Source organism: Nocardia sp. NPDC046473 (genome assembly GCF_040645995.1).
Lineage (GTDB): Bacteria > Actinomycetota > Actinomycetes > Mycobacteriales > Mycobacteriaceae > Nocardia.
The window spans coordinates 120,515-140,673 of the sequence record NZ_JBEYZJ010000002.1; the positions used below are offsets into that span (position 1 = coordinate 120,515).

Genomic DNA, 20,159 nt, shown 5'->3' on the forward strand with positions numbered 1-20,159 from the left:
GAGCCCCCTGTCAGGATTGAACTGACGACCTTCGCTTTACAAGAGCGGTGCTCTACCACTGAGCTAAGGAGGCGGGGTGTCTTCGAAAAGCGGTTGCCATCATAGCCGGACACACCGACTGCGTGACACCGGCTTTACGGCATCACGCAGTCGGCGGGTGTCCCGGCGCAGTATTGAGCTACCGCGAGTTCAGGACTGGGCGCCCTGACGGGCCGCGTCGTCGGCGGCCATCGCGTCGCGCAGGCTCTTCGGACGCATGTCGGTCCAGTTCTTTTCGACGTACTCGACGCAGGCAGCGCGGCTGTCCTCGCCGAACACGACCCGCCATCCGGCCGGGACCTCGGCAAAGGCGGGCCACAGGGAATGCTGTTCCTCGTCGTTGACCAGAACGAAGAAGCGGCCGTCTTCATCATCGAAGGGGTTGGTGCTCAATTTCACCTCACTGGATACTGGCGCTATGTACGGGATCGCTCGTGGATCGCCCGGCGCCGGGTCCGACGAACCGAGAGGTTCCACAGACTTGCGCGCCGTTGGAGTCCCGAGCGTTGTTTCGACCCTAGCAAGGGAGACGTTACGCCTGGGCGGTTACCTCTGGCCGGGGAATCTCAGCTCGCGAAGAAGTCAAGCAGAATCTTGTTCACGGCCTCGGGACGTTCCAGGTAGCCGAAGTGGCCGGCGTCGGGCACCTCTTGGTAGCGCGCACCGGGGATGACCTCGGCAACTTCCCTGGACAGGTAGGGCGGGATCATCCGGTCGTCGGCGAAGCCTACGGCCAAGCACGGCACCGTGATCGCACGGTAAGCCTGCACCCGGTCGAAATCGTGATCCATCCGACGCTGTGCGCGGATGCCGGGCGTCACCGGTCCGCCGGTGAATTCGAACAGGTCGAGCCAGTCGCGCGCGGAGTTCGGCTCGGCCAGCGTCGCGGGCGACAGGTTCATCACCGCGGTCACCGCGGCCTCGTACTTCTCCGGCAGCTTCACCCCGCTGGCGTCGAGATCGTGTTCGCCGAGCGAGAGCGTCTTCTGGAACTGATCGAGGCGCCCGTGGCCGGCCATGAAGACCGCCTTGCGGACCAGCTCGGGCCGGGCCAGCGCCAGTTCCTGCGCGACCCGCGCACCCATCGAGGTGCCGACCACCAGCGCGGGACCCTCGTCGAGCAACTCGATCAGTCCGGCGGTATCGGCGACCAGCTGGTCGATGGTCATACCGGACGCGGCCTCGAACGAGGGTGCGATACCGCGGTTGTCGAAGGTGCACACCCGGTATCCCGCCGCGACCAGTGCGGGCACCTGATGCAGGTCCCAGACCCGGCCGGGACTGCCGGTGCCCATGATCATGACCACAAGCGGCCCGGAACCCTTGACATCGGTACCCCGCGCGCGGTCACCTTTGACCTGGTAGTTGAGGGAAATTCCGTTCACCGTGGCCAGCGGCATATCGACCCTTTCGTGGAGTTGATGCTCCGCCCCACGGTATAGGGGCGGAGGGAGTCGGCACACCGGCCGGGGGCCGGTCTGACGCGGGTGCCACCCGCGCCTGCTGAGGACAGATACCATTGACTATTCGCACGTACGAGCGTAGTGAACCGGGAGGACTTGAAGATGGCCGCGAAGGGCAGCGCGAACGACATCGCGGACGACGATCTGGAACCACTTGCCGACGAAACCGCACGTCAGGCACAGCGCGTTGTCGCGGCCTACGCCGAGGACGCCGACGAGTGCCGGATGCTGTTGTCGATGCTCGGCATCGCACCGAGCGCCCGGGCAGAATAAGCCCAGCCTTTCGACGCCAACGGCGACGTCGACGCACCGGACTCCCGGGGGGACCCAGCGACGCGCAAAGGATGCGTGAGTGCACCAGATGACTTCGTCCGACGACTCCGACCCCGCCCTAGACACGGCACCTGACGACACCACCGCGACGAGCACCGGCCCGGCCGAATCCGGTTCCGGCTTCGTCGTCGTGGCCAACCGGCTGCCGGTCGACCTGGAACGGCTGCCCGACGGCACGACCCGCTGGAAACGCAGTCCGGGTGGTCTGGTCACGGCACTGGAACCGGTGCTGCGCAACAACAAAGGCGCCTGGGTGGGTTGGGCGGGGGTGCCCGACGCGGACGTCGATCCGATCATCGAGGACGGCCTCGAGCTGCATCCGGTGCCGCTGACGGCGGCGGAGGTCGCCGACTACTACGAGGGCTTCTCCAACGGCACGCTGTGGCCGCTCTATCACGACGTGATCGTGCGCCCGGTCTACGACCGCAGGTGGTGGGCCGCCTACGTCACGGTGAACCGGCGCTTCGCCGAGGCGACCGCGAAGGTGGCCGCCGAGGGCGCCACCGTGTGGGTGCAGGACTATCAGCTGCAGCTGGTGCCGAAGATGCTCCGGATGCTGCGCCCCGACCTGACCATCGGCTTCTTCCTGCACATCCCGTTCCCGCCGGTCGAGCTGTTCATGCAGATGCCGTGGCGCACCGAGATCGTCGAGGGCCTGCTCGGCGCCGACCTGATCGGCTTCCACCTGCCCGGCGGTGCGCAGAACTTCCTGTACCTGGCCCGCAGGCTGGCCGGACAGCCGACCTCGCGCGGCACCGTCGGCGTCCGCTCCAAGCTCGGCGTCGTGCAGGTCGGCTTCCGCACGGTCCGGGTCGGCGCGTTCCCCATCTCGATCTCCTCGGCCGAACTCGACGAGCATTCCCGGCGCCGCTCCATCCGCGAGCGAGCCGCGAAAATCCGTGCGGAACTTGGCAATCCGAAGAACATCCTGCTCGGCGTCGACCGGCTGGACTACACCAAGGGCATCGACATCCGGCTCAACGCGCTCGAGGAGCTGTTACTGGAGGAGCGGATCGATCCGTCCGAGACCGTCATGGTCCAGCTCGCCACGCCCAGCCGCGAGCGGGTGGAGAGCTACATCCAGATGCGCGGCGACATCGAGCGCCAGGTCGGCCGGATCAACGGCGAGTTCGCCCAGGTCGGCTACCCGGTGGTGCACTATCTGCACCGGCCCATCCCGCGCGACGAGCTGATCGCCTTCTTCGTCGCCGCCGACGTGATGCTGGTGACGCCGCTGCGCGACGGGATGAACCTGGTCGCCAAGGAATACGTCGCCTGCCACAGCGGCCTCAACGGCGCCCTGGTGCTCAGCGAATTCACCGGCGCCGCAGCCGAATTGCGGCAGGCCTACCTGTGCAACCCGCACGACCTGGACAGCGTCAAGGACGCCATCGTCTCCGCCATCGAGGACGATCGCGACACCAAACGCCGCCGCATGCGCTCGCTGCGCCGCCAGGTCCTCGCGCACGACGTGGACCGCTGGGCCCGCGCCTTCCTCGAGGCGCTGGCGCAGGGGCAGGTCGCGGGCAGCGCGCTGCTGACCGACGACGACACCTACCCGGAGGAGCGGCAGCCGTCACGCTAACCCGCTTCACAGGAATCACCCAGGTTTGGTCCAGCAAGTTCGCAGCCGGATAACGGACTATGAACCCATGAGTGGTGCGCCTGCGGAGCAGGCACCCGAGGCTCGGGTGCTGGTGGTCGACGATGAGCCGATGATCGTGGAGCTACTCGCGGTGAGCCTGCGCTATCAGGGCTTCGCGGTGGATACGGCCGTCGACGGGGCGCAGGCGCTGGACAAGGCGCGCAGCTTCCGGCCGCAGGCGCTGATCGTCGACGTGATGATGCCGGGCATGGACGGCTTCGGCCTGCTGCGCCGGCTACGCGCGGACGGCATCGACTCCCCCGTGCTGTTCCTGACCGCGCGCGACGAGGTGCAGGACAAGATCACCGGCCTCACCCTCGGCGCCGACGACTACGTCACCAAGCCGTTCAGTCTGGAGGAAGTGGTGGCCAGGCTGCGGGTGATCCTGCGCCGCGCCGGGCACGTCGCGCCACAGCGGGAGAGTTCCCGGCTCCGGTTCGAGGACATCGAACTCGACGACGACACCCACGAGGTGTGGAAGGCGGGCGAACCGGTCGCGTTGTCGCCCACGGAGTTCACCCTGCTGCGGTACTTCATGGTCAACGCGGGCACGGTACTGAGCAAGCCGCGCATCCTCGATCACGTGTGGCGCTACGACTTCGGCGGCGAGGTCGGCGTGGTCGAAACCTACGTGTCGTATCTGCGCAAGAAGGTCGACACCGGCGACGAGCGGCTCATCCACACCCTGCGCGGTGTCGGCTACGTCATGCGCGCCCCGAGTCGCAGCCGGTCGGCTGGAAAATGACGGAGGGCCGGATCGCGGCGCTGCGCGCCAAGACCTCCGGTGTGTTGTCGGCGATCCCCCTGCGGGTGACACTGATGCTGATTCTGGTCGCCACCGCGGGCCTCGGGCTGTTGATCTCCGGCATGGTGGTCACCTCGGGCCTGGAACGCTCGCTGACCGACCGCACCGATCAGCAGCTGCGCAACGGCGCGATCGAATGGTCGCGCCGCCGGGTACCGCCGCCGCCGAGTCTGCCGGGCGATCCGCGGCACACCAGCCAGTTCTATGTCCGCTCGGTGCAGGACGACGGACGGGTCTACGTCATCAAGGCGTTCGGCCTGGATGTCGATCCCGCACTGCCGGATTCGCCGGAGATCGGGCCGATGACCGTGCGCTCGATCGGCGGCGGGCCGATCGAATGGCGGACCCTGACCGTCCGCGTTCCGGACGGCACCACCACGGTGGCGCTGCCGCTCAACCAGAACTTCGACATCGTGCAACGGCTCGTCATGCTGGAACTGGTCGTCGGGCTGATCGTGCTGACCGCGCTGGCCTTCGCCGCGTACTTCGTGATCCGGCGCAGCCTGCGCCCGCTGCTGCGGGTGGAGAACACCGCCGCCGCCATCGCCCGCGGTGACCTGTATCGCCGAGTCCCGGTGCGCGGCAGCAACACCGAGGTCGACCGGCTGTCTCGCTCGCTCAACGGCATGCTCACCCAGATCCAGCAGGCGTTCGCGAAAACCGAGGCGTCCGAGGCCGCGGCCAAGCGGTCGGAGGCGAAGATGCGCCAGTTCGTCGCCGACGCCAGCCACGAATTGCGCACCCCGCTCACCACCATCCGCGGCTTCGCCGAGCTCTACCGCCAGGGCGCGACCACCGACCCTGACCTCTTCATGGACCGCATCGAACGCGAATCCCAGCGGATGGGCATCCTGGTCGAGGACCTGCTGATGCTGGCCCGGCTGGACGCTCAGCGCCCGCTGGAGCAGGGCCAGGTCGATCTGCTCGCCGTGGCCAGCGACGCCGTGCACAGCGCGCGGGCGATGGCGGCCGCCGCGCATCCGAACGGCTCCAGCCGCCGCATCGAACTCGAAATCGAAACCGGTGAAGGCACTTTGGAGGTCACCGGCGACGAGACCCGGCTGCGCCAGGTGCTGGCCAACCTGCTCAACAACGCGCTCACGCACACCCCGCCGGACGCCTCCGTCGCGGTGCGCCTCACCCCCACCGCCGACGAGGTCCTGCTCGAGGTCGCCGACACCGGCCCCGGCCTACCCGCCGACGAGGCCGACCGGATCTTCGAGCGCTTCTACCGCACGGATAACTCGCGCGCCCGCACCAGCGGCGGCACCGGGCTCGGCCTGTCCATCGTGCAGGCGCTGGTCAGCGCGCACGGCGGCACGGTCGATGTGCGCAGCACCGAGGGCGTCGGCACCACCTTCACCGTTCGGTTGCCGCGGGAAACGACGGCGTGACAGCGGTTTTCGGTTAAACCGGCGTGACCTGATCGACCAGCCAGCGATCGCCGTCCTTCTCCACCGTGGCCCGGACCCGGCTGCCGGTAGTCGTGCCCTCCGGCGAATCCTTGCTGGTGGTCACCTGATTCAGGAACAGCAGCACGACGACCTTCGATGTGTCGCCGGAAACGACGCCGCCCGCCTGGGTGGTCGCCTTGACGTTGAGCTGTTTTTCCTTGGCGCCCGGGGCGATTGCCTGCTCGATGAGCTTCAGGTAGTCGTCCTTGAACTTCGGCGAGAGGTTGTCGGCCGCCTTCGGCAGTTCCTTGTCCACCGTCTGGAAGTCGTAGGTGAACATGGCCGAAACCGTTCGGCTCGCGGCCGTCACCGCGTCCTTGCGCGCCTGCTCGGCCTGGTTGTCGTTCCAGATCCGGTAGCCGCTGACGCCGAGCACCACCACCGCCGCCAGGGCGAGCACGCTCAGGGTGGCCAGGAAGATCTTGCCGCGCTTGGTCATTCCACGAAGTGTCATCCGACGAACTCCACCTTCGAAACCGTCATGCCGGAGTCGCCGCGACTCACGGTGACCCGGAATCGGTAGAACCGCGTCTGCTCGCCCTGCTGGCCGGCGTTGGTGAGCGACTGCTTGGCGGCGACCAGCACCGACGCGGAGTCGTCGCTGTCGCTTTCCAGCGCCGCGTCGATGATCTCGCCGTTGGAGACCACCTTGGCCTGCTGCACGATATTCATGAACGGGTCGACCCGCCCGTCGAATTCGTTCTTGAACTGGCCGGAGGCGACCGAGAGGATCCGGTCGATATCGGCCTTGGCGGAATCGGCACGGATGGTGGTGAGGTTGAGGATGGCTTGCCGGGCGGTCTGCTCGTATTCGCCGCGACGCTCGTCGCGGGCGTCGATCGAACGCACCTTCATTCCGGCGAAGCCCGCGCCGACCAACAGCGCGAGCACCAGGACCGCGGCCGCGGCGACGCCGATGGTGCGCCACGCACCGCGCTTGGTCCGCTCGGGTTCGGCGTCCTGCGCATCGGTGGGCGCGCCCTTCGCAAGGTCGACCACCGTGCTGTCGGCCGCATCGGCGACCACGGCGTCGACAGGTGCCGAATCCTTCGCCGCCGAGGCGGAAGCCGTGCCACCGGACGTGTTTTCACCGTCGGCGGACGTCGTCTGACCACCCAGCGCCGCGGCACGAGCCGTGAACGCGGCAGTGTCGGCCTTCGCGACCGGAACCGACGTCACAGCGGGGCGCGCCGTCTCGTCCGCCGGCGGACCCACCGAGCGCACCGCGCGTCGCCGCGTCCGGTGCTGATCTGCGTTTTCACTCATCGTTGCTGCTCCTCGAGCATCGCCTGCCAGCTCGACGGTACCGTGCCAGAACCGCCCGGTCCGATATCGCCCTGTCGGTAGGTGCGGCCGTCCGGGCCGATGTACTGGCCGGTGGACGGGTCATAGGATCTCGCGGCAGCGGGCGTGCCGGTGCCGTACGCGGCGGGTGCCACCTGTGTCGAACCCGGCGCGACCGGCGTGGACGCGGGCGCTACCGGGCGCGGCGGACCGAACGCGGGGTTGTCCCCTTCCGGGACATAACCGGTCCGGCAGAGCTCGGGGGTCGGCGCTCGCACGCCGGGGAATTCCGCGCACGGCGTGTTGCGGATGCCGCGCACGTCGACCGGCGAGTTCTGCGGCACTTTGCAGTACAGGCCGGGCGGCGAGGGGATCGAATCCAGCTCGCTCGGCGAGCGGCGTTCGTTGGGCGGCAGGAATCCGGTCGTGCAGGCGGGCGGGTCGTTGACCACCACCATGAAGTCGACCATGGCGCCGTACTCCACCGGTCCGCGGATGATCGTCCGCAGCGCCGCGATCAGCGGCGGGAAGACCACCAGGAGTTGTTCCAGCCCAGCGTGATACGTGACGCCGACCTGCCCGGTGCTGACCAGGTTGGTCAGCAGCAGCGGCAGCGTCGGCCGCAGCGATTCGAACTGCGCGCTGACCCGCCGCATCGCCGACGGCCCGTCGCGCAGCACATTGCGCAGCGACGGATCGTGCGCGCGCAGCTGGTCGGTGACCGTGGCCAGGTCGCTGGTCCACGACCGGATGGCCGCGTCGGACTCGATCTGGGTGTCCAGCAGCGGTCCGATCTGATCCAGCAGCTTCTTCGTCGGTTCCGCGCTGTTCTGCGCCTCCTGCACCAGCAGCGAGGCCGAGTCGATGAACCGCTGTAGGTCCGGGCCCGCGCCGTTGAACGCCTTGAACGCCTCGTCGATCACCTGCCGCAGCCGGGTGTCGGCGACGCTGGACAGCAGCCGGTCGGACTGGTCGAGCAGCGAGCCGACGTCTTGCGGAAGTTTGGTGCGCCCCACCGGAATCACCGCGCCGTCGGCCAGATTGCCGCCGACCGGGTGATCGGCCGGAATCAGGTCGACGTACTGCTCGCCGACCGCGGAGACGCTGCGCACCCACGCGTTCACGTCCGAGGGCACCTTGTAGTCGCTGTCGATGGACAGCTTCGCCTCGACGCCGCTCGGCGTGAGCCGAACATCCTTGACCACACCGACATTCGTGCCCCGGTAGGCCACGTTGGCGGTCGGGTAGAGACCACCGGTCGACTCCAGCTGCACCGTGACCTCGTAGCGGCCGATGCCGAACATGGCGGGCACCTTCACATACACCCCGCCCATGATCACCAGGCCGATCACCGTCAGCACGGCGAAGATCGACAGCTGGATGCGGACGAATCGGGTGAGCGTCATCGGCCCGGACCCCCTTGTGGCGCAGTGTTTCCCGGCAGCGGCACGGTCAGCCCGGGGATGGCGGGCAGCCCGGGAATCGGCGGCAGGCCGGGAATGGTCGGCGTGGGCTGGGCGCCGGGAGCGGGCGCAGGCTGCAGCGGTCCGGTCGCCGGATTGCCGCTCTGCGTCGCGGTGTCGGGCGCGAAACTACCGATCACGCCCTCGACGCCGCCGAATCGACCGCCGAGCGGCGAGCCGGTCAACCAGTTGCTGTCCAGGCGTTTTCCGGTGAGGTCGACGGTGATGAACAGGTTCAGATAGTCGCCCATGATCGCTTTGTCGAGGTTCTTCATCGGGAACGGGAAGGTCGGGATGATCTTCAGCGACTCGATGAGGTTGGTCCCCGTGTCGGCCAGCGTCTGCAGCACCGGGGCGAGGCTGCGCAGATTGGCCTTCAGGTTGTCGCCGCTGCTGGCGATGAGCCGATCGGTCACGTCGCTGAGGTCACCGAGCGCGTTGATCGTCGCGGTGATGTTCTTGGTGCGGTCGGCGAGCACGGTGAGCGCGGGGTGGATGCGCTCGATGGCGGCGGCGACCACGTCGCGCTGCTGGGCCAGTTGGCCGCCGAGGCGGTCCAGTCCGCTCATCGCCGCGATGATGTCGTTGCGCTGCTTGTCCAGGTTGGTGGTCAGCTCGTTGAGCTGCGGCAACAGATCGCGGATATCGTTCGCCCGCCCATTGAGCGCGGAATTCAGTTCGCGGGTAATCGTTTCCAGCTGCGAGATGCCACCGCCGTTGAGCACCACCGACAGTGACGAGAGCACCTGCTCCGTCGTCGGATAGGCGCCTGCCCGCTCCAGCGGTATGAGGTCGCCGTCCTTCAACTGTCCTTGCGGCACCGCATCACTCGGCGGGGCCAGCTCGACGTGGTTGCTGCCGAGCAGGCTGGTCTGGCCGATCTTGGCGACGGCATTGGCGGGTAGTCGCACGCTGGGATTCAGCGTGACGGTGACCAGCGCGTGCCAGCCCTCCACCTCGATATCCGACACCGTTCCGACGGTCACGTCGTCGACCCGGACCGGCGAATTCCTGGTCAGCGTGGTCACATTCGGCATCTGGATGCGCACCGTGTACGCGCCGTCCATGGTGCCCTCGGTGCCCGGCATCGGCAGTGAGTTCAATCCGTCCCACTCGCAGCCCGAGATGCCAAGGGCCACCGCGAGACCCACCACCAGCAGTGCCATCCGGCGCGGCCGCTTCATCGCCCTCCTCCTGGAATAGCCAGTCCGGTAAGGCCGTTCGGCACGGTCACCGGGGCCGGACCGGGCGCCGGACCCGGCGGTGCGGTCTGCCCGGCCAGGCTCGGCGGGCTGTAGGTCAGCTGGTTCGGGAACGCGTGCACGCCGGTGGCCGGATTCAGCATGATCGGCGCGTAATTCATAGCGAGCGAGCTGATTACCGGCGCGAGGTACTGCGCGCACAGATCGGCGGAGCGATCCGAGTCGTTGGTTTCCAGTGCCCGCACCGAACCGCAGAGGAAGCCGAGCGGATCGGCCGTGTTGTTGAGCGAGACCGCGCCGGCCAGCGTGCCCTGGGCAGGCTTGTAGATCTGATAGAAGTTCACCAGCGCCGTCGGCCCGGAATGCAGCACTCGCTCGAGCTCGGGCCGCTTGTCCACCAGCTGCTGGGTGACGTCGGCCAGCCGCTGCACGCCCTCGGTGAGTTCGGCGCCGCTGCCGTCCAGGAACCGCTTCACATCGCCGAGCGCGGTATCCAGATTGTCCAGTCCCGCACCGAGTTCCTGCGAGGTGCCCGCGAGCACCGAGGACACCGATGCGAGCCTGCCGCCGAACTGCACGATCTGCTCGTTGCTAGCCGACAGCACGTCGACGAACTTCTGCAGATTGCGAATGGTGCCGAACAGATCGGTTCGCCCGTCCGACAACGTGTTCAGGGTCGCGGACAGCTCGCGCAACGTGTCGCGCAGCTTCTGCCCGTTGCCGTCCATATTGTCGGCGGCGGTGTTGACGAAGCGACCGAACGAGCCCTGCGGGTCGTCGCCGACCGGGCCCAGAGTCGTTGACAGCTTGGACAGTTCGGCCTTGATGTCGTCCCACTCCACCGGCACGGCGGTGTGCTCGAGCGGAATCTCCGCGCCGCTACGCATTTTCGGGCCGCTGACGTAGGCGGGCGCCACCTGGATGAACCGTGCCGAGACCAGCGACGGCGAAATGATCACCGCGCGTGCGTCGGCGGGCAGGTCGATCCCGCGATCAATGGTCATCTTGACCTTCACCCGATCCTTACCGGGCTCGATCGAGTCGATCCGGCCGACGTCGACGCCGAGCACCCGGACCTCGTCGCCCTGGTACAGCCCGGATGTCGACGGGAAATACGCGGTGATCGAGGTCTTCCCGATCCGGCTCACGCCGCTGTACACCCCGGCAACCACCAGCACGGCGACCAGCCCGCCGGCGACCAGCAGCGCCCAGCGCGGCAACTTGCGAGCTCTGTCCAGCATGTTCATCGCGGTGGCTCCTGAATGGCGGGCCCGATCGACGGCGGTGCCGGGTTGGTGAAGATATTGCGCAGGTCCTCGGGCAGATGCTCCGGCCACACCAGCGCATCGACCAGCGGCTGCAACTCGGTGCTGGTGGCATTGACGACGTAGGCGTTGAACCACGGCCCGTTGCCGACCTGCTCGCCGAGCGCCGCGGCGTACGGACCGAGGCTGTCGAGCGCGTCGGAGATGTTCTGCTTGTTGCGCTGCAACAGGCCGAGCACCGAATTCAGTTTGTCCAGTGCGGGTTTGAGGATCGGCTCGTTGTCCGAGACCAGGCCGGACAGCTGCTTGGCCACCTCGTTGACGTAGACGATCAGCTGCCCGATCGCAGCGCGGCGCCGGTCCAGCTCGCCGAGCAGGTTGTTGCCGTCGAGCAGCAGCGCGTTGATCTGGTTGCTCCGGTCGGCCAGGATCTTGGTGACGTTCTGTGCCCTGGTCAGCAGCTCGGACAGGGCCTGGTCGCGGGCATTGATGCTGCGCGACAAGGCGGTTACGCCGTCCAGCGCCGCCCGCAGCGGCGCCGGGGTGTCGGCGAAGGTGGCCGAGAGCGTGTCCAGGGTCTTGTCCACCTGATCCATGTCCAGCCCGTGCACCGTGCGGCCGAGGTCGCCGAGCGCGTCGTTGAGCGAGTACGGAGAGGTGGTGCGGTCCAACGGAATCGGGTCGGTGCGCCGCAGCGTACCCGATCCGGTCGGGGTCAGCTCGAGCGACTTGCGGCCGAGTACCGTGTTGGTCTTGATCGCGGCAGAGGTCTTCTGGCCCAGCACGATCGACTCGTCGAGGGTGAACCGGACCAGCACCTTGGCGCCGTCCAGGTGCACGTCGTCCACCTCGCCGGACCGCACGCCGGCCACCTGGACCGCGTCGCCGGGCAGCAGGCCGCCCGCGTCGGCGAAGTACGCGGTGTAGGTCGCGCCGCCGTGGATGAACGGCAACCGGCCGAACTGCAAGGCGGACAGGGCAACACACGCCGCGACAACCAGCCCGACGATGCCGATGGTGACGGCGCGTGATCGCTCGTTCATCAGGGCGTGCACCTTCCGGTCGTCTGCTTACCCGGCAGGTTCACCTGCATCGGCTGCCCGTTCGGGCCGTCCACCACCAGGTTGGTCCCGCAGACGTAGAGCTGCAGGAACGAGCCGTAGGCGCCGATGCGGATCAGCTTCTTGTAGGTGTCCGGCAACTTGTCGAGCACCCACTGCAGGGTGTCCGAGCCGTTGTCGAGATTGGTGGACAGTCGCCCCGTCTGCTCGATGGTCGACCGCAGGTCCGGCCGCGCCGTCTGCAGCAGCCCGGTGAGGTCGCGGGTCGCGCCCGCGATGCGGGGCAGCGCGTCACCGATCGGGTCCCGGTCGGCGGCCAAACCGCTGACCAGCCGCTGCAATTCGTCGAGCGTGGTGGCGAACTGGTCGCCACGCTGATCGATGGTCGCCAGCACCGTGTTCAGGTTGTTGATCACGTTGCCGATCAGCTCATCGCGGTCGGCGAGGGTCTTGGCGAACGAACCGCCGCTGTTGAGCAGCGAAACCAGGGTGCCGCCCTGGCCCTGGAAGATCTGCAGCAGCGCGCCCGTCAGATCGTTCACCTGGGCCGGGTCCAGGCCGCGCAGCAGCGGCCGGAACCCGCCGAGCAGCATGTCCAGGTCCAGCGCGGGCGCCGTCTTGTCCTTGTCGATGGTGCCGCCGTCGGGCAGCACCTCGTTCGTGCCCGGCCCCTCCAGCAGTTCCAGATACCGGTCACCGACCAGGTTTTCGTAACGGACGGTGGCGCGGGTGCTGGTGAGCAGCCGGTACTTGCGGTCGACGTCGAACTCGACGTGCGCGAGATGGTCCTTGCCCACCTTCACCGAGGAGACCGAGCCGACCGGCACGCCGGCGATGCGCACCTTCGAGCCGGGCAACATCCCCGACGAACTGGTGAACACGGCGTGATAGCCGTACTCCCTGGCGAAGCGCATCTGGCTGAACACGATCACCAGACCGGCGAACACCAGCGCCATCACCAGCGTGAAGATCAGCAGTTTGACCGTCGTGGCGGTGTTCTTCACAGCGAGCCCACCCCCGGCAGTCCGGCGAACAGCAGCTGGAAGACCTTCGGTGCCTCGTTGGGCTTGGTGAAACCCGTGCTCGGCACGTACGGGGCTCCCTCGTTCGTGTCGGTGACGACGTAACCCGCATGGCTGTCCGGCACTCGATCGACCACGCCCTCGCAGTGCGGGCCGCCGGTCGCGTTCACCTTCGGCAGGTCGTCCGGATACTTGTAGGGCTGCGCGCCGAACATGAAGTTGGTGTTCATCCCGATGCCGGGCAGCTTGCCGCCGAATACCTCCTCGGCCAGCGGCATCATCGGGCCGAGGCCGTTGATGATGCAGCTGAGCGCGGGGGCGTATTCGAAGAGCAGGCTCGTGGTCGGTCGCAGCAGATCGAGTGCGGTGCTGAAGTTGGCCTCGTTCTCGCGCAACACCGATCCGGTGGTGTCGGCCAGGCCGATCAGGTTGGCCAGCACGTCGTCGAGGCTCTGCTGCTCGTCTACCAGCGTCTGGCTGGTGACGGTGGCGTTGTCGACGGTGCGCAACAGGTCGGGCACGGTGTCGGCGTACAGGTTGGTGACGTCACCGGTCTTCACCAGGTCCTGTTGCAGTGTCGGCAGATACGGGTTGATGTCGCGCAGGTAGGCGTCGCTGCGGGCGAGCAGGTCGCCCAGCTTCTCGCCGCGGCCCTGCAGCGCCGTGCCGAGCGCGGACAGCGTCGCGTTCAGCTTCTCCGGCTGCACCTTGGCCAGCACGTCGGACAGGTGCTGGAACAGCGTGTTGAATTCGACGGTCACGTGCTGCGCGGTCACCCGCGCGCCCGGTTGCAGCGAGGCCGACGAAGGCTGTTGCGGCACGGTGAAGTTCACGTACTTCGCGCCGAAGACGGTGGTGGAGCGGATATCGACGCCCGCGTTGGCCGGAACCAGCTTCAGCTGTTCGGGATTGAGCGCCAGCTTCAGGCTGGCGCCGTCGGCGGTCTGATCGATCGAGACCACCCGGCCGATCTCCACGCCGCGCACCTTCACCTTGGCGTCCGGGTCGAGCACCAGCCCGGCGCGGGGCGCGTCGATCGTCACGGTGGCCGTCGAGGTGAACCCGCCGACGAACATCACCAGCGCGACGGCGACGATCGCGACCAGCGCGAGCACCATCGCGGCACCGGCCAACTTGTATCCCACTGCTGCGCGCACTTTGTTCGAATCCGCCATATCGGTTTACCCGGAGAGGTGAAAGTTGCCGGAGGTGCCGTAGATGGCCAGCGAGATCAGCAGGGTCACCGTGACCACCGCGACCAGCGAGGCCCGCACCGCGTTGCCGACCGCGACGCCGACCCCGACCGGTCCGCCCGAGGCATGGAAGCCGTAATAGGTGTGGATCAGCATGACCGCCAGCGCCATGAAGATCGCCTGGGCGAACGACCAGAGGATGTCGCTCGGGATCAGGAAGGTGGAGAAGTAGTGGTCGTACACGCCCGCCGACTGCCCGTAGATGACCACCGTCGCGAACCGGCTGGCCAGGAACGACGCGATCACCGCGAGGGCGTACAGCGGCACGATCGCGATCATCCCGGCCAGCACCCTGGTGCCGACCAGATACGGCACCGGCCGGATCGCCATCGATTCCAGCGCGTCGATCTCCTCGGCCACCCGCATCGCGCCCAGCTGCGCGGTCGACCCGGCCCCGATGGTGGCGGCCAGTCCGATGCCGGAAATCACCGGCGCCGCGATGCGGACATTGATGAATGCCGCGAAGAAGCCGGTGAGCGCCTCGACGCCGATATTGCCGAGCGAGCTGTACCCCTGCACGGCGATGGTGCCACCCGCGAACAGGGTAAGGAAGCCGACGATCACCACGGTGCCACCGATCACCGCCAAAGCACCGCTGCCCATGCTGATTTCGGCGATCAACCGAATGGTTTCGGTGCGGTAGTGCGTCAGGGCACGCGGAATAGCCCCCAGGGCCTGTGCATAGAACACAGCATGTTTACCAACAGAATCGAGCGAGTCCGACATCCGACGCACTCGTCGCACGGTACGCGGGAAGCGGGATTCGATCACGAAGGCCATGCGGTCACCGCGCCGTGAACTTGATACCAACGGCGGTGACCACGACGTTCACCACGAACAAAGCCATAAAGGCGAAGACAACGGTCTGATTCACCGCATCACCGACACTCTTGGGACCACCCTTGACATTCAGACCCAGATAACAGGCCACCAGCCCGGCGATCAGCCCGAACAATCCGGCCTTCACCTCCGAGATGACCAATTCGGGCAAATGAGTCAGCAGCGTGATGCCGTTGACGAAGGCGCCGGGGTTCACGTCCTGCAGAAAGACCGAGAACAGAAATCCGCCGACGATGCCGATGGTGCACACCAGGCTGTTGAGCATCAGCGCGACGAACATCGACGCGAGCACCCGCGGCACCACCAGCCGCTGCACCGGGTTGATGCCGAGCACCCGCATCGCGTCGATTTCCTCGCGAATCGTGCGCGCGCCCAGGTCAGCGCAGATGGCGGTGGCGCCGGCCCCCGCGACGATCAGCACGGTGACGATCGGGCCGACCTGGGTGACCGCGCCGAAGGCCGCGCCCGCCCCGCTGAGGTCGGCCGCGCCGATCTCGCGCAACAGGATGTTCAGCGTGAAGCTCACCAGAACGGTGAATGGAATCGCGACCAACAGTGTCGGCACGATGGAAACGCGTGCGATGAACCAGGACTGGTCGATGAACTCGCGTCCTTGAAATGGCCTGCGCACACTGGAACGCGCTACTTCGGCCGTCAGTTCGAAGAACCCGCCGACCGCCCGCAATGGCACAGCAAGGACCTCGTTCATCTTTGAACCTCCTTGCTGAAATCTGCGCGTACTACTCACGGCACGATTCTTCACCGAGGCCGCACCGCCTCCACGATTAGAACACGTTCACTGCGTTGCCGGAAGATGTTTGCCACTTTTGAACTGCACTTTTTCTTTACATCGGCATGTGAATTTGGAACGAGTGTCAGGAGATAGATCCCACCTTTGTGAGGCGGCACACATCTCACACACCAATGTCTACCAAGCACCCGACCCTTGATCAACAGTTGGACGGCCGATCAGCAGTTCAATGTCAGCGGGTCTTGCAGATGTCGGTCCACGCTGCGCATGTTTCGCGCGGCGGAGTCGGCGAACGAACTCAGCCTAGATCCATCAGGGCCGAGGCCGAGAATGTCTGCCCGGCAGGGCGTTCGGCGAAATAGCCGCCGAGGGTGGCGGCGAGGTCGCCGGCGGACCATTGCCCGCCGGTGGCGTCGAAGCGTTGCTCGACGACGGGGGCCGCCATGAGCGCGACCATCCCCCCGTAGACCACGAACAGTTGGCCGTTCACCGTGTCGGCGGCGGGCGAGGCGAGGTAGGCGACCAGCCTGGCCACGTGATCGGGCGAGAGCGGGTCCACCTCACCCTCGGGTGCCGCACTGAACACGGCCTCGGTCATCGCGGTGCGCGCGCGGGGCGCGATCGCGTTGGCGCGCACGCCGTAACGGGACAGCGCCCGCGATGCCGACAGGGTCAGCGCGGTGATGCCCGCCTTGGCGGCGCCGTAGTTGGCCTGCCCCTCCGGTCCGAGCAGGCCCGCCTCCGAGGAGGTGTTGATCAGCCTGCCGTAAACCGGCGCGCCGGCCGCCTTGGACTTGCCGCGCCAGTACGTTGCGGCGTTGCGGGACAACAGGAAATGACCGCGCAGGTGAACCGCGACGACGGCGTCGAAGTCCTCGTCGGACATGTTGAACAGCATCCGGTCCCGGGTGATGCCCGCGTTGTTCACCACGATGTCGACGCTGCCGAAGGACTCTTCCGCGGTGCGGATCAACGCGTCCGCGGTCGCCCGTTCGGCGATGCTGCCCGCGACGAATTCGGCCTTGGCGCCGAGTGCGCGGATATCGGACAGGGTGTCGGTCACCGCGTCGGACTCCGACAGATCGTTGACCACCACCGAAGCACCGGCTCCGGCCAGCGCGAGCGCCTCTGCCCGCCCCAGCCCAGCACCAGCCCCAGTCACAATCGCCACCCGGCCAGCAAGACTCACATCATCACTCACGACTGCGCCTCGCTAACACTCGGCTCCGCCGTGCCTGCGGACGCTGTGTCCATGGTTCGTTCGCTGCGCTCACTCACGAGCCCGACCCTAGAACGTGTTCCATTCTATGGCAAGGGTCGGTCTCATTGCAGCCGCAGCGCCGCTTTCGGGCACTGCGCCACCGCGTCCTCGACGTCGCCCAACCGGTCCGCGGGCACGTCGGCCGCGAGGATGTGCAGCTGGTCCTCGTCATCGAGTTCGAACACGTCGGGGGCGATTCCGACGCAGATTCCGTTCGCTTCACACTGATCCAGATCGACGCTGACCTTCATGAGAACTCCTTTACCGCGATCCTTGCCGAAGCCTAACAAGCCGATGCCGCCGGACGTGGCGCCATCGACCCGATTCCCCCTCAATACTGGAACATGTTTCAGTCCATATGCAATGATCGGGTGAACCCACATCGACGAAGGCCTGAGGTATTTGCCATGCGCATTGCGTACACGCCGCAGCAGGAGGAGCTACGCGCGGAGCTGCGCGACTACTTCGCGCGACTCATCACTCCGGAGCGCCGGGCTGCGCTCAGCGCGCAGACCGGCGAGTACGGCCAGGGCAACGTGTACCGCGAGGTGGTGCAGGAGATGGGCCGCGACGGCTGGCTCACCCTGGCCTGGCCGAAGGAGTTCGGCGGCCAGGACCGGCCGACGATGGACCAGCTGATCTTCACCGACGAGGCGGCCATCGCGGGCGCGCCGGTGCCGTTCCTGACCATCAACTCGGTCGCGCCGACGATCATGCACTACGGCAGCGAGGAGCAGAAGCGCTTCTTCCTGCCCAAGATCGCGGCGGGCGAGCTGCACTTCGCCATCGGCTACTCCGAGCCGGGCGCGGGCACCGACCTGGCCAGTCTGCGCACCAACGCGGTGCGCGACGGCGACGACTACGTGATCAACGGCCAGAAGATGTGGACCAGCCTGATCGCCTACGCGGACTACGTCTGGCTCGCGGTGCGCACCGATCCGAATGCCAAGAAGCACAAGGGCATCAGCATGCTCATCGTGCCGACCACCGCCGAGGGCTTCTCCTGGACACCCGTGCACACCATGGCGGGGCCGGACACCAGCGCGACCTACTACCAGGACGTCCGGGTGCCAGCGAGCGCGCTGGTCGGCCAGGAAAACGGCGGCTGGTCGCTGATCACCAACCAGCTCAACCACGAGCGGGTCGCGCTGACCTCGGCGGGACCGTTGGGTCTGGCGGTGGGCCAGACCGTCGAATGGGCCCGCAACACCAAGGCAGCCAATGGTTCCCGCGTCATCGACCAGGAATGGGTACAGCTCAATCTGGCGCGCGTGCATGCCAAGGTCGAGTACCTGAAGCTGCTCAACTGGGAGATCGCCAGCCGCGCCGACGCGGGCGGCGAGGCCGCGCCGCGCCCGTGGGACGCCTCTACCTGCAAGGTGTACGGCACCGAACTGGCCACCGAGGCGTACCGGCTGCTGATGGAAGTCCTCGGCCCGCAGGCGTATCTGCGCCAGGACTCGCACGGCGAGGCGTTGCGCGGACGACTCGAGCGGATGCACCGGGCCGCGCTGATCCTCACCTTCGGCGGCGGCACCAACGAAGTGCAGCGCGACATCATCGCTATGACCGCCCTCAAGCAGCCCGCGTCGGCGCGCTGAGCTGTGTTTGATCGGCGGCGCTCCCGGGGCCCTGCGTGGTTACGCAGGCTACCTCCTCCGGGCCCGTCGCTCGCACCACCAGAAAGCAGGTAGCAGACATGGATTTCACTCCCACCGAAGCCCAGCTCGACCTGGGCAGGCTGACCGGCGAGGTATGCGGCAAGCTCGTCACCGCCGACCGGCTGCGCGAACTCGACACCGCGGCCGAGCGATTCGACGAAGCGCTCTGGAGTTCGCTTGCCGAGACCGGTGTTCTCGCGGCGGCACTTCCGGAATCGGTTGGTGGCAACGATTTCGGCGTGCTCGAGCAGACCGCCGTCCTACGTGAACTGGGCAAGTACGTCGCTGCGGTGCCGTACCTGTGGTCGATCGTGGTCGGTGCCGGCGCGCTGGCGAAGTTCGGCGATGCGGCGCAACAGGATCGGGCGGCGCAGGCGGGTGCGGGTCAGGTGATCCTGACCGCCGCGCTCACCGAGGAGCACAACTGGGAACCCGCCCGGCCCACCACCACCGCCGTCGAGGCCGACGGTGGCTGGCGGCTCACCGGTGCCAAGATCACGGTGCCCTTCGCCAACCGGGCCGACCGAATCCTGGTCCCGGCCACGGTGTCCGGGTTAGTTGCGGTATTCCTGGTCGATCCGTCGGCGGCGACGGTAACCGCGCAAGAGGTGGTCGACCGGACCCCCGAGTACGCCGTCGAACTCACCGACACCCCCGGCGAATTGATCGGCGCCGTGGAGAACGGTGCCGAGATCCTCGACTGGCTGCTCACCCGCGCCTGGCTCGGACTCAGCGCCCTCCAGCTCGGCACGCTCGAACGGGCGCTCGACCTCGTCGCCGAATACGCCCGCGAGCGCGAACAATTCGGCAAGGCGGTCGGCAGCTTCCAGGCCGTGGCCCAGCGCCTGGCCGACGCCTACATCGACGTCCAAGGCCTGCGCCTGGCGCTCACCCAGGCCGCCTGGCAGATCTCCGAAGACCTGCCCGGCGCGGCGGCCGTGCACACCGCCAAGTTCTGGGCCGCCGACGCGGGCCACCGGGTGGCACACACCGTCGTGCATATCCACGGCGGCGTCGGCATCGACCGAGATCACATCGTGCACAACTACTTCACCGCCGCGAAGCACCACGAATTCGCACTCGGCGGCGGCACCGACCACCTCCGCGCCCTAGGCGCACTGTTGGCCGCTACCCCGTCCTGATCCGTCGCACCAGAACGCCCCGCCAGGTACCGGCGGGGCGTTCTTTTGTCTGTGCCGAACTCACCTCAGAACGCGCACATCGTCAGTTGCGTTGCAGGCAAAGCGCTTTTGCGAGCGCCGAGGCCGCCTCGGTCGATATCGGCACCTATCCGAACGCGCACCCGTACCGAATATCGAGGGGTTCCGCATGACACCGCGGTGCGCGCACCGCCCAC

The 20,159-nt window shown here is 67.2% G+C and carries 20 protein-coding genes and 1 tRNA gene; 6 read left to right on the plus strand and 15 right to left on the minus strand.

Features of this window, described 5'->3' with window-relative positions; translation table 11 throughout:
• Position 1 precedes the first annotated feature (1 nt).
• The 3 genes from ABZ942_RS06025 to ABZ942_RS06035 form a co-directional block, all read right to left on the minus strand.
• Positions 2 to 73: transfer RNA gene (locus ABZ942_RS06025), tRNA-Thr, on the minus strand.
• A 116-nt stretch (positions 74 to 189) separates the two neighbouring features.
• Complete coding sequence (locus ABZ942_RS06030; protein ID WP_011207082.1) at positions 190 to 432, minus strand: MbtH family protein; 243 nt, start codon at positions 430 to 432, stop codon at positions 190 to 192.
• Between the two features lie 173 nt (positions 433 to 605).
• Positions 606 to 1,439, minus strand: coding sequence for an alpha/beta hydrolase (locus ABZ942_RS06035; RefSeq protein WP_357379608.1), 834 nt, complete (start codon positions 1,437 to 1,439; stop codon positions 606 to 608).
• Between the two features lie 144 nt (positions 1,440 to 1,583).
• Here ABZ942_RS06035 and ABZ942_RS06040 point away from each other — a divergent pair, with 144 nt between their 5' ends.
• The 4 genes from ABZ942_RS06040 (at position 1,584) to ABZ942_RS06055 (ending at position 5,679) form a co-directional block, all read left to right on the plus strand.
• Positions 1,584 to 1,775 carry a hypothetical protein gene (locus ABZ942_RS06040; RefSeq protein WP_150403824.1) on the plus strand — a complete coding sequence of 64 codons (192 nt, stop codon included), beginning with the start codon at positions 1,584 to 1,586 and terminating at the stop codon, positions 1,773 to 1,775.
• An 88-nt stretch (positions 1,776 to 1,863) separates the two neighbouring features.
• Positions 1,864 to 3,420, plus strand: coding sequence for a trehalose-6-phosphate synthase (locus tag ABZ942_RS06045; protein WP_357380330.1), 1,557 nt, complete (start codon positions 1,864 to 1,866; stop codon positions 3,418 to 3,420).
• Between the two features lie 67 nt (positions 3,421 to 3,487).
• Positions 3,488 to 4,225 carry a response regulator transcription factor gene (locus ABZ942_RS06050; RefSeq protein WP_357379610.1) on the plus strand — a complete coding sequence of 246 codons (738 nt, stop codon included), beginning with the start codon at positions 3,488 to 3,490 and terminating at the stop codon, positions 4,223 to 4,225.
• The gene (locus tag ABZ942_RS06055) at positions 4,222 to 5,679 is read left to right on the plus strand and encodes a HAMP domain-containing sensor histidine kinase (protein WP_357379612.1); all 1,458 of its coding nucleotides are present in this window, start codon (positions 4,222 to 4,224) and stop codon (positions 5,677 to 5,679) included. Before ABZ942_RS06050 ends, ABZ942_RS06055 begins: the two co-directional genes overlap by 4 nt.
• A 13-nt stretch (positions 5,680 to 5,692) precedes the next feature.
• Here the strand turns inward: ABZ942_RS06055 and ABZ942_RS06060 are convergent, their stop codons facing one another.
• The 12 genes from ABZ942_RS06060 to ABZ942_RS06115 all read right to left on the minus strand — a co-directional run bounded on the left by ABZ942_RS06060 (position 5,693) and on the right by ABZ942_RS06115 (position 17,392).
• The gene (locus tag ABZ942_RS06060) at positions 5,693 to 6,193 is read right to left on the minus strand and encodes a h domain protein (protein ID WP_357379614.1); all 501 of its coding nucleotides are present in this window, start codon (positions 6,191 to 6,193) and stop codon (positions 5,693 to 5,695) included.
• Entirely contained in the window at positions 6,190 to 7,005 is an 816-nt protein-coding gene (locus tag ABZ942_RS06065) for a hypothetical protein (protein WP_357379616.1), read from the minus strand. Before ABZ942_RS06065 ends, ABZ942_RS06060 begins: the two co-directional genes overlap by 4 nt.
• Positions 7,002 to 8,429, minus strand: coding sequence for an MCE family protein (locus ABZ942_RS06070; RefSeq protein ID WP_357379618.1), 1,428 nt, complete (start codon positions 8,427 to 8,429; stop codon positions 7,002 to 7,004). Before ABZ942_RS06070 ends, ABZ942_RS06065 begins: the two co-directional genes overlap by 4 nt.
• Positions 8,426 to 9,670: an MCE family protein gene (locus ABZ942_RS06075; protein ID WP_357379620.1), complete on the minus strand. Its 1,245-nt coding sequence runs from the start codon at positions 9,668 to 9,670 to the stop codon at positions 8,426 to 8,428. Before ABZ942_RS06075 ends, ABZ942_RS06070 begins: the two co-directional genes overlap by 4 nt.
• Positions 9,667 to 10,935, minus strand: a complete 1,269-nt coding sequence (locus ABZ942_RS06080; RefSeq protein WP_357379622.1) for an MCE family protein — start codon at positions 10,933 to 10,935, stop codon at positions 9,667 to 9,669. Before ABZ942_RS06080 ends, ABZ942_RS06075 begins: the two co-directional genes overlap by 4 nt.
• Complete coding sequence (locus ABZ942_RS06085) at positions 10,932 to 11,996, minus strand: MCE family protein (protein WP_357379624.1); 1,065 nt, start codon at positions 11,994 to 11,996, stop codon at positions 10,932 to 10,934. Before ABZ942_RS06085 ends, ABZ942_RS06080 begins: the two co-directional genes overlap by 4 nt.
• A complete protein-coding gene (locus ABZ942_RS06090) occupies positions 11,996 to 13,018 on the minus strand; it encodes an MCE family protein (protein WP_357379626.1) in 1,023 nt (340 codons plus the stop codon). Before ABZ942_RS06090 ends, ABZ942_RS06085 begins: the two co-directional genes overlap by 1 nt.
• Complete coding sequence (locus ABZ942_RS06095; RefSeq protein ID WP_357379628.1) at positions 13,015 to 14,211, minus strand: MCE family protein; 1,197 nt, start codon at positions 14,209 to 14,211, stop codon at positions 13,015 to 13,017. The genes ABZ942_RS06090 and ABZ942_RS06095 overlap by 4 nt, the downstream gene beginning before the upstream one ends.
• Positions 14,212 to 14,217: 6 nt before the next feature.
• Positions 14,218 to 15,069 carry an ABC transporter permease gene (locus tag ABZ942_RS06100; RefSeq protein ID WP_357379630.1) on the minus strand — a complete coding sequence of 284 codons (852 nt, stop codon included), beginning with the start codon at positions 15,067 to 15,069 and terminating at the stop codon, positions 14,218 to 14,220.
• A gap of 4 nt (positions 15,070 to 15,073) precedes the next feature.
• Positions 15,074 to 15,838 carry an ABC transporter permease gene (locus ABZ942_RS06105; protein ID WP_150403813.1) on the minus strand — a complete coding sequence of 255 codons (765 nt, stop codon included), beginning with the start codon at positions 15,836 to 15,838 and terminating at the stop codon, positions 15,074 to 15,076.
• A gap of 340 nt (positions 15,839 to 16,178) precedes the next feature.
• Entirely contained in the window at positions 16,179 to 17,081 is a 903-nt protein-coding gene (locus ABZ942_RS06110; RefSeq protein ID WP_357379632.1) for a 3-oxoacyl-ACP reductase, read from the minus strand.
• A 122-nt stretch (positions 17,082 to 17,203) separates the two neighbouring features.
• Positions 17,204 to 17,392, minus strand: a complete 189-nt coding sequence (locus ABZ942_RS06115) for a ferredoxin (protein WP_357379634.1) — start codon at positions 17,390 to 17,392, stop codon at positions 17,204 to 17,206.
• A gap of 156 nt (positions 17,393 to 17,548) precedes the next feature.
• On the opposite strand from ABZ942_RS06115, the gene ABZ942_RS06120 reads away from it, so the two are divergent.
• Together ABZ942_RS06120 and ABZ942_RS06125 are read left to right on the plus strand one after the other, a co-directional pair.
• Positions 17,549 to 18,742 (plus strand): acyl-CoA dehydrogenase family protein, encoded by a 1,194-nt coding sequence (locus ABZ942_RS06120; protein ID WP_357379636.1) that lies wholly within the window; start codon positions 17,549 to 17,551, stop codon positions 18,740 to 18,742.
• Between the two features lie 98 nt (positions 18,743 to 18,840).
• Positions 18,841 to 19,944 (plus strand): acyl-CoA dehydrogenase family protein, encoded by a 1,104-nt coding sequence (locus tag ABZ942_RS06125; protein WP_357379638.1) that lies wholly within the window; start codon positions 18,841 to 18,843, stop codon positions 19,942 to 19,944.
• Positions 19,945 to 20,159: the final 215 nt, after the last annotated feature.

Coding starts and splice junctions, on each gene's coding strand:
- ABZ942_RS06100 (WP_357379630.1), bottom strand. CDS start 15,069: ATGGCCTTCGTGATCGAATCCCGCTTCCCGCGTACCGTGCGACGAGTG.
- ABZ942_RS06095 (WP_357379628.1), bottom strand. CDS start 14,211: ATGGCGGATTCGAACAAAGTGCGCGCAGCAGTGGGATACAAGTTGGCC.
- ABZ942_RS06045 (WP_357380330.1), top strand. CDS start 1,864: ATGACTTCGTCCGACGACTCCGACCCCGCCCTAGACACGGCACCTGAC.
- ABZ942_RS06105 (WP_150403813.1), bottom strand. CDS start 15,838: ATGAACGAGGTCCTTGCTGTGCCATTGCGGGCGGTCGGCGGGTTCTTC.
- ABZ942_RS06035 (WP_357379608.1), bottom strand. CDS start 1,439: ATGCCGCTGGCCACGGTGAACGGAATTTCCCTCAACTACCAGGTCAAA.
- ABZ942_RS06080 (WP_357379622.1), bottom strand. CDS start 10,935: ATGAACATGCTGGACAGAGCTCGCAAGTTGCCGCGCTGGGCGCTGCTG.
- ABZ942_RS06075 (WP_357379620.1), bottom strand. CDS start 9,670: ATGAAGCGGCCGCGCCGGATGGCACTGCTGGTGGTGGGTCTCGCGGTG.
- ABZ942_RS06050 (WP_357379610.1), top strand. CDS start 3,488: ATGAGTGGTGCGCCTGCGGAGCAGGCACCCGAGGCTCGGGTGCTGGTG.
- ABZ942_RS06085 (WP_357379624.1), bottom strand. CDS start 11,996: ATGAACGAGCGATCACGCGCCGTCACCATCGGCATCGTCGGGCTGGTT.
- ABZ942_RS06065 (WP_357379616.1), bottom strand. CDS start 7,005: ATGAGTGAAAACGCAGATCAGCACCGGACGCGGCGACGCGCGGTGCGC.
- ABZ942_RS06060 (WP_357379614.1), bottom strand. CDS start 6,193: ATGACACTTCGTGGAATGACCAAGCGCGGCAAGATCTTCCTGGCCACC.
- ABZ942_RS06055 (WP_357379612.1), top strand. CDS start 4,222: ATGACGGAGGGCCGGATCGCGGCGCTGCGCGCCAAGACCTCCGGTGTG.
- ABZ942_RS06070 (WP_357379618.1), bottom strand. CDS start 8,429: ATGACGCTCACCCGATTCGTCCGCATCCAGCTGTCGATCTTCGCCGTG.
- ABZ942_RS06120 (WP_357379636.1), top strand. CDS start 17,549: ATGCGCATTGCGTACACGCCGCAGCAGGAGGAGCTACGCGCGGAGCTG.
- ABZ942_RS06125 (WP_357379638.1), top strand. CDS start 18,841: ATGGATTTCACTCCCACCGAAGCCCAGCTCGACCTGGGCAGGCTGACC.
- ABZ942_RS06115 (WP_357379634.1), bottom strand. CDS start 17,392: ATGAAGGTCAGCGTCGATCTGGATCAGTGTGAAGCGAACGGAATCTGC.